This is a genomic window from Emergencia sp. (assembly GCF_048465375.1).
Taxonomy (GTDB): domain Bacteria; phylum Bacillota; class Clostridia; order Peptostreptococcales; family Anaerovoracaceae; genus Senimuribacter.
The window spans coordinates 341,822-354,879 of sequence record NZ_DBFWLQ010000002.1 but is presented as its reverse complement, the minus strand read 5'-3'; the positions used below and the strand labels follow the sequence as shown (position 1 = coordinate 354,879).

Annotated in this window: 10 protein-coding genes; 3 read left to right on the top strand and 7 right to left on the bottom strand. The window is 46.1% G+C overall.

What is annotated here, in order from left to right; translation table 11 throughout:
* Positions 1 to 33: 33 nt before the first annotated feature.
* From ACMQ5W_RS02140 to ACMQ5W_RS02130, 3 genes are all read right to left on the bottom strand, one after another.
* The gene (locus tag ACMQ5W_RS02140) at positions 34 to 1,218 is read right to left on the bottom strand and encodes a M20/M25/M40 family metallo-hydrolase (RefSeq protein WP_419023001.1); all 1,185 of its coding nucleotides are present in this window, start codon (positions 1,216 to 1,218) and stop codon (positions 34 to 36) included.
* Positions 1,219 to 1,241: 23 nt separating this feature from the next.
* The gene (locus tag ACMQ5W_RS02135) at positions 1,242 to 2,645 is read right to left on the bottom strand and encodes a YfcC family protein (protein ID WP_419023000.1); all 1,404 of its coding nucleotides are present in this window, start codon (positions 2,643 to 2,645) and stop codon (positions 1,242 to 1,244) included.
* Positions 2,646 to 2,731: 86 nt separating this feature from the next.
* Positions 2,732 to 4,240, bottom strand: coding sequence for an L-lactate permease (locus tag ACMQ5W_RS02130; protein WP_419022998.1), 1,509 nt, complete (start codon positions 4,238 to 4,240; stop codon positions 2,732 to 2,734).
* A gap of 154 nt (positions 4,241 to 4,394) precedes the next feature.
* Between ACMQ5W_RS02130 and ACMQ5W_RS02125 the strand changes: the two genes are divergently transcribed.
* Positions 4,395 to 5,273 (top strand): LysR family transcriptional regulator, encoded by an 879-nt coding sequence (locus ACMQ5W_RS02125; protein ID WP_419022996.1) that lies wholly within the window; start codon positions 4,395 to 4,397, stop codon positions 5,271 to 5,273.
* 23 nt (positions 5,274 to 5,296) lie between these two features.
* On the opposite strand, the gene ACMQ5W_RS02120 is transcribed toward ACMQ5W_RS02125, so the two are convergent.
* The 4 genes from ACMQ5W_RS02120 to ACMQ5W_RS02105 are packed head-to-tail and all read right to left on the bottom strand — an operon-like array spanning position 5,297 to position 10,086.
* On the bottom strand, positions 5,297 to 5,527 hold the full coding sequence (locus ACMQ5W_RS02120) for a hypothetical protein (RefSeq protein ID WP_419022994.1): 231 nt from the start codon (positions 5,525 to 5,527) through the stop codon (positions 5,297 to 5,299).
* Positions 5,524 to 7,119 (bottom strand): ABC transporter ATP-binding protein, encoded by a 1,596-nt coding sequence (locus ACMQ5W_RS02115; protein WP_419022992.1) that lies wholly within the window; start codon positions 7,117 to 7,119, stop codon positions 5,524 to 5,526. The genes ACMQ5W_RS02120 and ACMQ5W_RS02115 overlap by 4 nt, the downstream gene beginning before the upstream one ends.
* Positions 7,103 to 8,827, bottom strand: a complete 1,725-nt coding sequence (locus tag ACMQ5W_RS02110) for an ABC transporter ATP-binding protein (RefSeq protein WP_419022990.1) — start codon at positions 8,825 to 8,827, stop codon at positions 7,103 to 7,105. Before ACMQ5W_RS02110 ends, ACMQ5W_RS02115 begins: the two co-directional genes overlap by 17 nt.
* Complete coding sequence (locus ACMQ5W_RS02105; RefSeq protein WP_419022988.1) at positions 8,824 to 10,086, bottom strand: M16 family metallopeptidase; 1,263 nt, start codon at positions 10,084 to 10,086, stop codon at positions 8,824 to 8,826. Before ACMQ5W_RS02105 ends, ACMQ5W_RS02110 begins: the two co-directional genes overlap by 4 nt.
* Before the next feature lie 868 nt (positions 10,087 to 10,954).
* Between ACMQ5W_RS02105 and ACMQ5W_RS02100 the strand changes: the two genes are divergently transcribed.
* A complete protein-coding gene (locus tag ACMQ5W_RS02100; RefSeq protein WP_419022986.1) occupies positions 10,955 to 11,902 on the top strand; it encodes a DMT family transporter in 948 nt (315 codons plus the stop codon).
* Positions 11,903 to 12,071: 169 nt separating this feature from the next.
* Complete coding sequence (locus tag ACMQ5W_RS02095) at positions 12,072 to 13,058, top strand: helix-turn-helix transcriptional regulator (RefSeq protein WP_419022984.1); 987 nt, start codon at positions 12,072 to 12,074, stop codon at positions 13,056 to 13,058.

The window sequence follows — 13,058 nt, the reverse complement described above, 5'->3', positions numbered from 1 at the left end:
CCATAGGGGCGGCATGGCTGCCGCCCCATACTATTACCTAAATAACTGATACTGGTATGCAGTACAAATGAAAAGCCTGATTGCCTCGTAAAGAGAGTCTGCCACTGCATATTCTTTTTCGTTATGGGTATAGGCACCGCTGACGCCGCACTGACAGACGACTTTCGCTCCACCGGCAGCCATGTAGGCCGCATCGGAAGAACCTCCGACCACAATACTGCCCGTCACTGTGCTCCCGATCTGGTCACTGACCGTCTTGACCGCTTCGTAGGCAGCTTTGACGCCCTCCGTCGTTTCGAAAGGAATCATGTCGTCGGTGCAAATCAGTTCCGTCTTTGTTCCTTCAATATGCGGTTTCTCACAGACCTCGCGCATCAAAGATTCACAAGTTTCTAATGCGGCAAAGGATTTGACCCGCACGTCGATGGTGGCTTCACAGTAGGCCGGAATGCCGTTGGTGACGGTTCCGCCTTTGATAGTATTGACACTGACGGAATAGTCTCTGTCCTTCTCTTTCGGTGTGACACTCTGTAGTGCGATGACCTTGTGACTCATCTCCTCAATAGCATTGCGTCCTTCATCATAAGCGTGGCCGGGATGACTGGCTATGCCATATACTTTCAGTAGGAACTCATAACAGCCTTTTCTGCCGATACACAGCTGCCCGCTCTCATAGCGGTTCTCCATATTAAATGCCACTAGGATATCTTCCGTAAAATCTCTGATTTTCTCGATGGCGGTGCCTCCCTGGTGATTGACTTCCTCATCACCCACAAAGAACAACCGTACAGGCACCTCCTTGAATCCGAACGCTTTCAACGCTTTGACGGTGAAAAAAGCGATGGCGATACCGCCTTTCATGTCACAGACGCCCGGCCCGTAGGCCTTCCCATCTTTGATATGAAACGGTTTTTCCCCTGCACTGCCCGCTGCAAAGACCGTATCGTAATGGCCGGTGAAGACGATTTCTTTTTCTGTCACATCTTTGTTGAGCAGACCCGTCACTATGGGCGCGTTGTCACTGCCTACCTCGATCAGCTCGGTATCTAAACCGATTTCATCAAAATTTCTTTTCAAGAACGCGGCTGTCTTCCGCAGACGTTCTTTTTCGCCATGCCGGCCTTCCAGGTTGACCAACTCTTCTAAAAAAAGGATTACCGCCTCTCGGTTTTCTTCTATGTAGTCGTCAATTCTGCTTAGTAATTCTTCTGTAAACACTTCTATCTGCCTCCTCTTCCTTCTTAAAACGGTCCATATCCGATCAACGTAGCGATGGTCACGGACGCAAGTCCAAATACAATCCAGATCAGGCACAGAGGCATAACCCATTTGAGGTATTTTTCAAATGGCACCTTCGAAACTGCCACTGCCGCCATCAAGCTGCCCAGGGTCGGCGCAATCAGGTTAGTAAATCCGTCGCCGTAGTGGAAGGCTAAGACTGCCGTCTGTCTGGTAATATCTAAAGTATCAGCAAGTGGCGCCATAATCGGCATAGTTGCGGCAGCTTGTCCGGATCCAGACGGAATCAGGAAGTTCATCAACAGCTGGAAGACATACATGCCGTTGGCAGCGACAACCTTTGGAAGACCGTCAAGGGCGCCGGAAGCGTAATATACCACAGAGTCGATAATGCCTCCTTCCTGCAGAGTCAGCAGAATCGCTTTCGCTACGCCCACCACCAGTGCCGCAAAGACCATATCCTTGGTGCCTCTGACAAAAGACTGTGCCACCTTATTAGGACCCATGCCGCTGATCAGGCCGGATGCGATGCCCAGGATAAGAAAGACCGTTGCGATTTCTTCCATATACCATCCCCATTTGAAAATGCCAAAGACCATGAGGGCGATGGTGACAAAGAAGCCGACTATGACGATAATTCTCCTGGCATTCAGTGTCGTATCCACATTCTCGTCAACGACTTCTTCTCCGCCTTCAAGTTCCACACCGTGCATGATACTCAAAGTGGGATCTGCTTTGATCTTGTTGACGTAACGTATGATATACCAGCCTGTAACGACCAATATGATGCCGTACCAGATGAGTCTGTAGCCCAAGCCGGAATACAGTGGAAGATCGGCAAGTCCCTGGGCGACGCCTACGGTGAACGGATTGATCAATCCAGAAGTAAAACCGATTCTGGCTCCCACCATGACTACCGCCAGGGCGACCATGCGGTCCAGCTTCAATTCGTTGCAGAGAGTTACCAGCAGCGGAATGAAGACGATCACCTCTTCTGCCATGCCGATGGTTCCTCCCAGTACAGAAAAGAGGAACATGAATAAAAGCAATATCAGATTCTGTCTCTTGCCAAATCTCCTTGCCATTCCGTGGACACCCGCTGTCAGTGCACCAGTATCCTGCAAAATCATGAAGGAACCACCTAATATAAAGATCAAAAAGATGATATCCGAAGAACTCTCCATACCGGCGATAAACTGTTTCATCACATCGAAGAATCCGATACCGCCGTCGCCCGTAAAGTGAAAAGATGCTGCATCTACTACCTCTTTGCCGGTCGCTTCATCTATGACTCTGTCATAGGAGCCTGCCGGAATCAGCCATGTCATCAAAGCGCAGATGACGACCATAACAAAGAGCAAGACATAAGTGTGAGGTACTTTCAATGATCGTTTTTTCTTTTCCATTTTTTCTCTCCCTAATTAAAATCAAATAATAACGAATCATGAGCTCATCTATATATAGCAGCCGTTGGTTTTGCTGCGATATAACGTCAGATAAAAACGATGTTAGCCAGCCCCAGAACAACTGCTGTTGCAATCGTAGGCAGCAGGGTGTATTTATAAATTTCAATTTCCTGTCCACTTTTTCCTGCTGCCGCCGCAACCAGCGCTGTTGTCGTAGGACCGATGGCTCCGCCCACCGATCCTGCGATGGACTGTGTGGCGCACATCAGAGCCGGCGCCATGCCCAGAGACAGCGCTGCCGTTTCCTGCAGAGCACCGAAAAGGATATTGGAATTGGTATTGCTGCCTGTAATAAAGGCACCCAACATACCGATGACGGAAGCCATAAACGGATATCCTCGCCCTGTCAGTTCCACGATACCCGTCGAAAGAATCGTCGTCATACCGCCATCCATCATGATGGATGCGGTGCAGAGAAGAAACAGCAGGGTAATTTCCGTCGGTATGATCTTCTTTGCCGTATTTTTGATGATGAAACCTGCCTGTTTCCTATCCAGACAGCCAATCCGCAAGTAATAGCCCAGGCTGATGATCGTCGTTATGACAATGATTGTGAACGGATACTTTAATAGGTTAAAGACCACATAATCTGGCTTTGCTTCTACATTGATGCCTCCCGCCGTTTCGTAACCAGGGAAAGATACGGAAATTTTCAAATCCGGATTCACCAGGAAAAAGGTCAATGAAAAAAGAATGATCAAAAGATATGGCAATACACTGCCAGCCAATTGTCTCTTCTGACCGGCAGATATGGGAGTCCTCTCCGCCCTGTCTGATACCCGATAGACACCGATCATGACTACAACACCGATAATGCCGGTTACAAAGCCGATGACAGAAACCATTTCATATTGTGCCATTACTATCAGAGACGCTGTCATAGCCGCCCACACCGGTACCACATATTTCAAACCCTTATGCACATAGGTCATACCTCCATATATAAAACAGACCCCCAGACCACAGCAGAGCATTCCAACCGATCCGTAGTGAGACATGCTGACTAAAATCCCCTTCAGCGGAGTACCTGTCACCAGGTCGATGGCAAAGATGGAAGAGCCCATGGAGCCAAAGCTGATTGCCCAGGAATGCCCCAGTAAAGAAGCCGCTGCTGCTTTTGCGGCAGGGAAACCGGATTTCATCAAAATAGTCGTAGCGATGACCGCCGGCAGACCATAACCGGCAATTCCCTGTAGAAATGCAGAAAACACCCAGCTGATCATTAAAAACAGGACGAACCGATTTTGAAATACATTGGATAAATAGTGATTGATAATGCTGAAACCGCCAGAGATGTCCACCAAGTTATATAAAAGCATCGCGCCAAATGCAATCAGTCCTACGAAAACCGCCATCATCAAGCCTTTTTCGATGGTAATCACCGCTCCTAAAACGCCTGGTTTTGTCCAGACGACAAATTCGGCAAATGCCATCAAAAAAGTAATCAGACCTGCTATCTTTGCGGATAACTTTATCCCTAATAAGCAAACTAATAAGACAACAATCGGCATCAGCGAAAGTAAAAAGTCTGTCATAAGTTCTAACCTCTCTTTACTAAAGCATAGCACAAATCTAAAAATTCAGAAAATACTGTTTATATATGTCGGTCATACCCATTCAGTATGACCAGATAAAAGTGGTTGATGATATAATATGATGTGTACAAAAAAAGACATGTGGTGAAATAATATGGACATTAAAACATTGAAAAATTTTATAACCATCGCTGAAAATGGCTCCATATGTAAAGCTGCGAAAGAACTGCATATGTCTCAGCCCCCGCTGAGCAAGCAGATTAAACTGCTGGAAGAAGAACTCAATGTTCAGCTCTTTGATCGTTCAACGCGGGGTGTCGAACTGACAAATGAGGGGCGTCTGCTTTACACCCATGCGACATCTCTGGTAGCGTACAACGATTTAATCATGCGGGAATTGATGGACTCAGGCAGTGAAACCATCCGTTTAGGTTTGATTACCTCATCGGTTCAATATTCCCTCAACTTGATCAAAAATTTTTATGAAGAAAAGCCGGTTCACTTTGAAATTACAGAAAAAAACAGTTTTGAACTGCTCAACCTCTTAGAGAACAACATCATAGACTTGGCCTTTATCCGTACCCCTTTTGATATGAATAAACCTTTTGACTATATCAAATTGACAAACGATCATTTGGTTGCTGTAGGCAGGCCTGATTTTTTTCCGAGAGAAGCACCCACCATTTCTTTACTGGAGTTAGCAGAACTTCCGCTTATCACTGTTCGCAGATGGAAGAAATACATCGACATGAATATGAGTAGTTTTAGAGAAACAATCCGTTACAAGTTCATCTGCGATGATAACCGCACGTCACTGCTGATGGCAATGAACGGTATGGGTGTCTCTATTTTGCCAGATTCTATCGTTACCGAGGATCTTCCTCAGGAACTCATTCGAAAAAAATGGATTGAAGGAGGTACATTCAAAACCAGTATCTATGTCGTCTACAATCCGTCCCGCACATTTAACAAATATACTGATGAATTCCTGCATTTTCTTTTAGACAAAAACATCGAAAGCGATGAACTGTAAAATTCATCGCTTTTATTTACTGGTTAATTCTGTGTGTGGGATGCTTCTATTGTTTCGTAGAGCATCTTTTTTTCTTCTTCGCTCAATTTCATGGTCACACTGATTTTTTCTAAGGTTTCATCATCGAAGACAAAACCTTCTTCAGTGCACAGCCTGGTGAAATCATCTTTTTTAATGCCGGTCTGGCTGAAGGAGATTTCTCCCGACGTGATTTTTCGATCGTAAATTCTAAAAAATGCCTGTTTGAACGTCATAACTTGATCTTCCTTTCTGCGGCGCCGGAGGCTGCCTGCCTGTGGGCGATGGAGAGAATCGTCCTCCCTCCCCCTGCTTTCTTCAGCACCTTCATTATTTTTTCTTCTGTCGCCGTGTCTAAATTGGCCGTAATTTCATCTAGTAAAAGAATTTTCGGACCGACGGCGATGGCTCTGGCAACGGCTAATAATTGTTTCTGCCCCTGAGAGAACAGTTCTGCCGCAACTGGCGTGTCGTAGCCCTGTTCCAAGCTGTCTATGACCTCTTTCAGCCCTACAAATTCTATCGCCTCAATCACCGCCTCTTTTTCAATGGAGGCGTCTCCCAGACGAATCTGATCCCAGATGTTTCCTTTGATAAAGGAAAAATCCTGTTGTACATAACCGAAAATTTTACGCTTCTGACTGGCTGCAATGCGAAAGGTGTCCACGCCGTTCACCTTTACGCTCCCTTTATCAGGCTGCAAAATACCGGCCGCCAGCTTGAGCAGCGTGGATTTGCCAACACCCGTGCGTCCTGTGAGAACTACATGATCTCCGCTGCAGACCTTTAAATTGAAACCTTGAATTACGTCGCGCCCCTCTTCATAAGCGAAACTGACATTTTGAAATTCCAATTCAATGTCGGTATCCACAAGTTCCTCATAGGTTTCTTTTTCTGTTTCTTCTGGCTGACTGAGAAAATCTTTAACACTGTCAATACCCGACATCCCTTTCTGGATAGCAGAAAGTTCCGTCCCCAAGCTGTCGATGGGCGAAAAAAGATTTGTAATCAGGTTCACCGATGCCGTCAGCTGTCCAATAGAGATGCCGAGAAGATTACCGCTGCCACCTGCTGCCAAATACAGAATAAAGCCGATGGAACAAGCCGTCATAACTTGAATGATGGGAGAATAGCAGGAATCATAAAAGTTCACCTGGTTCATGGTACGATAGTTTTCTGTCAGATACGTTTTGTACCGTCCTTCCATGTACTTCTCTTTGTGAAAGGCTTTGATCATCAATATATTTCTGATGCTTTCACCGATATGATTGTTGACCTTGCCCAGTTCAATCAGGTTCGCCTTTTGAGAGCGAAGCATTCTCGTTTTGAAAAACCAAGTCAATAGACCGATTACCGGAATCAGGCACAGAGCAAAGATTCCCATGGCGGAGCTGAAAATCCAAATTGATACGATAATGCCGACGATTTTAAAACAGTCGATGGCCATACTGATTACGCCGCTGGTAAACAAGACGCTGATGTTGTCCACGTCATTGATAAATTTTGATGTGATCCGTCCGCCGCTGTTCTTTGTAAAATAACTGGCCGGCAGCCTGTTCAACTTGCGCTGCATTTCGCTGCGCACATTCTTGACGATGATCTGACCCACTGTGGTCAAAAGCCATCCTTTGAGAAAGTCAAAGAGTCCGACCAGGGCGAAGGAGCCTAAATAGAAAAGTCCCATGGTCAGCAGTCCTTCCATCCTGCCCGCCAGCAAATAGTCGTCGACGATGAGACGCAAAACCTGTGGCGGCAACAGACTCGCAGCCACGACTGCCACAATGACGGCAGCCAGAGCCACTATATATTTTTTACTCAGCTTCAGCATCTCTGCCCTCCTTCTGAGCGATGAAAATCTCCCTGTATTTTTGAACTGTATGCAAAAGGTTTTCGTGGGTATCAAAGGTGGTAGTTCCCTCAGATACGAAGAGCACCTTGGTAAGCTGATTGAAAGATGTCAATCTATGGGAAATTAAAATGATGGCACAGTCAGCATAGCGATTCCTCAGGTTCTCAATAATCTGTTTTTCTGTAACCACGTCTACAGCCGAAAAAGGATCGTCTAACACCAATATACTGCTTCTGTTGTATAAGGTCCGCGCCAATGCCAGCCTGGCCTGCTGCCCGCCGCTGAGCCGGACGCCGGAGGCGCCCACCAGAGTATCCGCCCCTGCCGGCATGGAAGCCAAGTCTTGAGCAAAACAGACGTCTTCTAGAACCTGGCTGACATCGCCCTCTTCTCCCAGGGTGATGTTGTTGTAAATAGTATCTGAAAGAAGCTGGCTGTCGTGACCCATATACGTAATGTACTGGCTCATATCTGCGTCTTCTATATCGGTAAGTTCCCTGCCATTTACGGTGATGCTTCCCCCATAAGGAAAGAGTCCCACCAGAGACCTGCCGATGGTAGATTTTCCACTTGCCACCGGACCGGTAATGCCGATGATTTGTCCCGATTTTACCTCAAAATCTGCCCGTTTGATGACCCCAGAAGAAAAATGTCTTACCTGCAGCAAAACCTGTTCTCTCCTGACCGGCGTTTTTACCTGTGCCTCTTTTTCCCTCGGTTTGAGATAGGGGCGGATTCTCTGCCAGGATACCTGGGCCTTCTGTACAGAATTAAAGAGCTTTGCCGCCTTGCTGACTTTGACCGAAAAAGCTGTAAAAATTGTCAAATAGGCCGAAAACCTGCCGATGGTCCAGACACCCTGGATGACCAATTGGCCGCCGTAAAAGACCACCAATACGATGCCGATCATTCCAATGGTCTTGTAGAGGGGCTGCAGAGAATTCTCCAGTACATTGGCACGGATGGCTTTTCCCTGCAAGCTGCGAAGTGCATCGTCATAAGCCTCACTTTTGATTTCCTGTACGCCATGCATCCTATATAATAATTGATTCTCCACATTTTCCAAAGTCTGCTCGCTGACGTCGGACAGCTGTTTTCGATAGCTTTTGGCATAGCGGTAGATGAACTTTTTCATCCGTTCTGCAATCAGCATGGCCAGCGGGATGCATACCGATGCAAGCAGGGTCAGTTTGATGTCATAGTAGAGCAGGGTGATAAAATAGGCGCTCATCAGGATGCCTGTATCAAAGACCTCTGTGGTGAATTTCCGCATGCCTTCCACGCATTCTCCCACGTCAGAGATGGCTTTTGTCATCAGGTCACCGGTGGATTCTTCTTTTAGCTGCGTGATATCCTCACCGATGATGTTCCCATAGACAATACTGCGCATAGAGGCGCTGGTCCTGTTGGCAAAGAGCCTGACATAATAGCGCTTTAAACAGCGGCAGCACTGAATCACCCCGATGGTCAAAAGAAAAATCAATATCCATCTGACGACGTCCGCCCGTTCTTCTCCATCTGCAATCAGGTCGATGACCCTGCCCTGGAGAATTGGACCCAGCTGCATGGAACCGTTGTAAAGAAGACCGGTGATGACAATCAAAAGGACAATCTTCCATTCCGCTTTCCAATAGCTGCTTACTTTATTTGTTTTTTTAATTGCGGGTAACTTCAATTCTTTCATCATGCTAATATTTTGCGTATTTTCTCTGTATCAATCCGTTTCTTTTCGCCTTTTATGGAGAGAACTAAATTCTGCGGCGTAAAGATTTCAGTGGCGACTTCTGACAGCCTGGCCGCTGTGACTGCCTGAAAGGACTTTTTTGTTTCTTCTATACCGAGGGAATCCCCATCCATGATGTGGTTTTCATAAGCCCGCTGCCAGTTGAAATTTTCGTTATCATCGTAAATCATGTAGGCATTATCCACATACTCAGGCAAGACGTAAAGCAGACGCTCTTCCATCGTCTCAGGCAAAGCTGCCAGACCGTCTTTTACGATGGCGATGGAGTCGTAGAAATCTCGGCGGCTCACTTCATAAGTGAGATAAATGCGGCCGATATTGTTATATTTCTCTAAGGTAGCAGAAAAGCTGTAGATCATTCCTCTCTTTTCTGACAGTTCCTGGTGCATCAGTGAGTTTTCACCGGAGGATAAGACATCATAGAGCAGCGCTAACTCCGCCGCTGTATAATTTGATGTGACAAAGTCGTAGGAAAACTGTACCATAAAATAGCGGCTGTTCTTCACGTTGATCGAGATATCGCGATGTAGAAAGTCCTGCGGTAATGGTGCTGCGTTTTCCCTCTCTATACAAGGTACGGGCACAGAAACTCCCGCTAGCTTCGCAGCTAATGCATCCAAATCTTCCTCCCCTGCATTGCCCGTAATATAAAAGAAAAAATTCCCTGCTGAAAACAGTTCGCTTTGGTACTGACGAATCTTCTTTTTGTGAAACGTGTTGACGTTGCCTTTGGTGCCCAGGATCGTGTTGCGCAGTGGCGTGTCTTTCCAAGCATGGGTGCCGGCAAAGTAGTCCAGGCTCTTGAAATCCTCTGATTCTCTGATTTCTGCCTTCACTCTCTGCTGCTCCGTTTTGATTTCCGAAACCGGCAGGACAATTGGTTCAAATACTTTGCTCAGAAGCTGTGCTGCTTCCGCAAAGTGCTCTGGTGCACCAACGATGAAAAGCTGCATAAACTCTTTATAAGTAGCGCCGTTGAAGTACAGTCCCAGCCTGTCGAGTTCTTTATAGAGCCTGCCCTCCATCAGATAGTTTATATTCCGAAAGAGAATGTGCTCCAAGAAGTGGGTAATACCATTGTCTTCGTCGCTCTCATAAAGAGCTCCTGCTCTGATATATAAAGACAGGCAAAAGCTGTGGGTATGCCTGTTTGGATAGTAAAAAATGTCAATCCCGTTTTCTGTCCTTTGTTTTTTCTCCATAATAACCCCTTTGATAAATCTATGCTTAATGGTGCTTGCCCCAATTCACACAGTGAATTGCAGGGAAGGCCTTATGCAGCAATTGCCCGGACTCATCCGGCTGCAATTGACTGCTGGCGTTCCCCAGCCTCTGGCTGGCTTGGAACGCGTCGTATGACAATTGTATCAAATTATCATTCATAAAGCAAATTGCAGACTGTCTCCTGATGCCTAAGGTCTGCTTTAGTCCGCAATCTGTCTAGTCTGAAAAAATGTTCCACACTTTTTCTCTGGCATGCTCATTTGCAGACTGTTTCCTGCTCCCGGAGGTCTATTTTAGTCCGCAATCCGTCTCCTCTGAAAAAATGTTCCACACTTTTTTTCTAGCACACTCATTTGCAGACTGTCTCCTGATGCCTAAGGTCTATTTTAGTCCGCAATCTGTCTAGTCTGAAAAAATGTTCCACACTTTTTTTCTGGCACGCTCATTTGCAGACTGTCTCCTGATGCCTAAGGTCTGTTTTAGTCCGCAATCTGTCTAGTCTGAAAAAATGTTCCACACTTTTTCTCTGGCATGCTCATTTGCAGACTATTTCCTGCTCCCGGAGGTCTATTTTAGTCCGCAATCCGTCTTCTCTGAAAAAATGTTCCACACTTTTTTTCTGGCACGCTTATTTGCAGACTGTTTCCTGCTCCCGGGGATCTGTTTTAGCCTGCAATCCACCCCAGCGGAAAAAAGTCCCGGAGGCATTTTGTGTCATCACACCCTTCATGTTTGAAGGAGAAAGGCGTTTCAATTTATCTCATACGTTTGCCTTGTAATTTTGTCGTATGCATGGAGAAACATTTATGATATACTGAGTTTTGTAGAATTTTTACGAGGTGAAACATGAAAAAAAATGTCGGAATTTTAATTACACTTATTGCTGCGATCTGTTGGGGTTTCTCTGGAACCTGCGCGCAATATATCTTTGATAACTTTGATGCAGACCCCACCTACCTGACCGCTGTCAGGCTTTTGGCGGCTGGCTTGATTCTGGTCGTAATCGGTCTTTTTACAGATCGGAAAAATATGACCGCGATCTGGACTGATAAAAAGTCAGCGCTGCGGCTGATTTTTTTCTCTGTCACAGGATTCTTATTCTGTCAGCTTTCGTACATGAAGGCAATCTCATATTCCAATTCGGGAACTGCCACCATCCTGCAGTACCTGGGACCTGTGCTGATTATGATTGTCAGCTGTTTTCTGGCCAGGAAACTGCCGCAGAGAAAAGAAGTCTTTGCCATCATCATGGCCTTGATCGGCGTCTTCCTTATTGCGACCCACGGTCATATCGATACCATGGTCATCACACCATTGGGTCTGTCTTGGGGACTTTGGTCGGCAGTGGCGCTGATGCTCTACACCATGCTGCCGGGAAAAATCATAGAAAAGTACGGAAGTATCACCGTGACCGGATACGGCATGCTGCTGGGAGGCATCATTCTCTGTATCGGCTGCGGCATCTGGAAGGCGCCCATGGTCTATGATATCAGATGTATCATCGCCTTTATCGCCATCGTCATCTTCGGCACGATTCTGCCCTTCACCATGTATCTGATCGGAGTAAATCGCTGCGGTGCGGTCAAAGCCAGTATGCTGGCCAGCATCGAACCTGTGGCAGCTACCGTTTTCATGGTCGTCTGGCTGAGGGTACCTCTGCAGATGATGGATATCGCAGGTTTCCTCTGCATCTTCGTAACCATTTTCCTACTGACAAAAAAAGAAACAGAAGCAATCACAGAAACAGCAGAAAAAGATGCTGTTGCACTGGAGCCATCGAACAATGGGTTGTAAGCAGATTTGCTTTTGAAAGCTGGCATCGCCCGAAAACATTTAGAATAACATGTTTCGGGCTTTTTTTGTAGTCTGATGATGGAAAGGTTCCACGGAAATCATCACTGCAAGTAAAATCAAGCAGACCTTCCTTTTTTTCTTTATACTGATGTAAGGCGGTAGAAACGAGGTGAACAGATCAATGTACCAGTGGCAGAAGCAAATTCAAACGATTGTTGATGAGATTGACAGGTGCATCAAAAACTATGATGATGAAGCGCTGACTTTACGCATCCTATCTCAAAAGCTTGGGTATTCGGAATTTTATACGACGAGAAAATTTAAAGAGATATCGGGTATACAATTCCGCGATTATCTGCGGCTGCGGAAATTAACTTTTGCACTCAAAGAGGTGCGAGATAGCGAAAGAAGCATCTTGGATATCGCTTTTGATTACGGATTTTCCTCACATGAAGCTTTTACCAGAGCCTTCAAGAAAACCTATGGTATCACTCCGAGCGAATACCGGAAAAATCCTAAGCCTCTCGTTCTTCGTACAAAGATCAACCCTTTCGACCGCTATTTTTTAGGATTAGGAGAAATTGGTATGATGAAATCAACAGATGACGTAAAAATTTATTTTGTAACCATTCCTGCGCACAAGTTTTTGCACATTAAGAACTATGAAAGCAACGGGTACTGGGATTTTTGGCAGAAGCAAAGTCTGATTCCGGGACAAGATTATGAGACGATCTGCGGCTTACTGGACAGCATCAAAGGTAAGTTAGACGATGACGGCGGCAGTGAAGTCAACAGCAGCAGCGGCCAGATTATGGCTTACATGAACGATCCGGAAGGGCGATTATGCGATTGGGGTATTCCTCGTACAGAGTGCTGGGGTGTACGTCTGCCCTTCGATTACAACGGTGAAGTACCGCCGCAAATGCACATGGCTGATGTTCCCGAAGGCGAGTACCTTGTTTTTGAGCACGGTCCCTTCGACTATGAACAGGAAAATCGCAGTGTGGAAGAAAAGATGGAACAGGCGATGGCGTCTTTTGATTTTGCTGACACAGACTACTGCTTTGATACATCCGCCGGCAGAATGATTTACTTTTATTTTAATCCCGAGCAGTTTTGGAAGTATATCAGACCGGTGCACAAAAAGACAAAATAG

Excerpts from the sequence above, each read along its gene's own strand:
- ACMQ5W_RS02135 (WP_419023000.1), bottom strand. The coding sequence starts at position 2,645 with ATGGAAAAGAAAAAACGATCATTGAAAGTACCTCACACTTATGTCTTG.
- ACMQ5W_RS02130 (WP_419022998.1), bottom strand. The coding sequence starts at position 4,240 with ATGACAGACTTTTTACTTTCGCTGATGCCGATTGTTGTCTTATTAGTT.
- ACMQ5W_RS02125 (WP_419022996.1), top strand. The coding sequence starts at position 4,395 with ATGGACATTAAAACATTGAAAAATTTTATAACCATCGCTGAAAATGGC.
- ACMQ5W_RS02120 (WP_419022994.1), bottom strand. The coding sequence starts at position 5,527 with ATGACGTTCAAACAGGCATTTTTTAGAATTTACGATCGAAAAATCACG.
- ACMQ5W_RS02115 (WP_419022992.1), bottom strand. The coding sequence starts at position 7,119 with ATGCTGAAGCTGAGTAAAAAATATATAGTGGCTCTGGCTGCCGTCATT.
- ACMQ5W_RS02110 (WP_419022990.1), bottom strand. The coding sequence starts at position 8,827 with ATGATGAAAGAATTGAAGTTACCCGCAATTAAAAAAACAAATAAAGTA.
- ACMQ5W_RS02105 (WP_419022988.1), bottom strand. The coding sequence starts at position 10,086 with ATGGAGAAAAAACAAAGGACAGAAAACGGGATTGACATTTTTTACTAT.
- ACMQ5W_RS02100 (WP_419022986.1), top strand. The coding sequence starts at position 10,955 with ATGAAAAAAAATGTCGGAATTTTAATTACACTTATTGCTGCGATCTGT.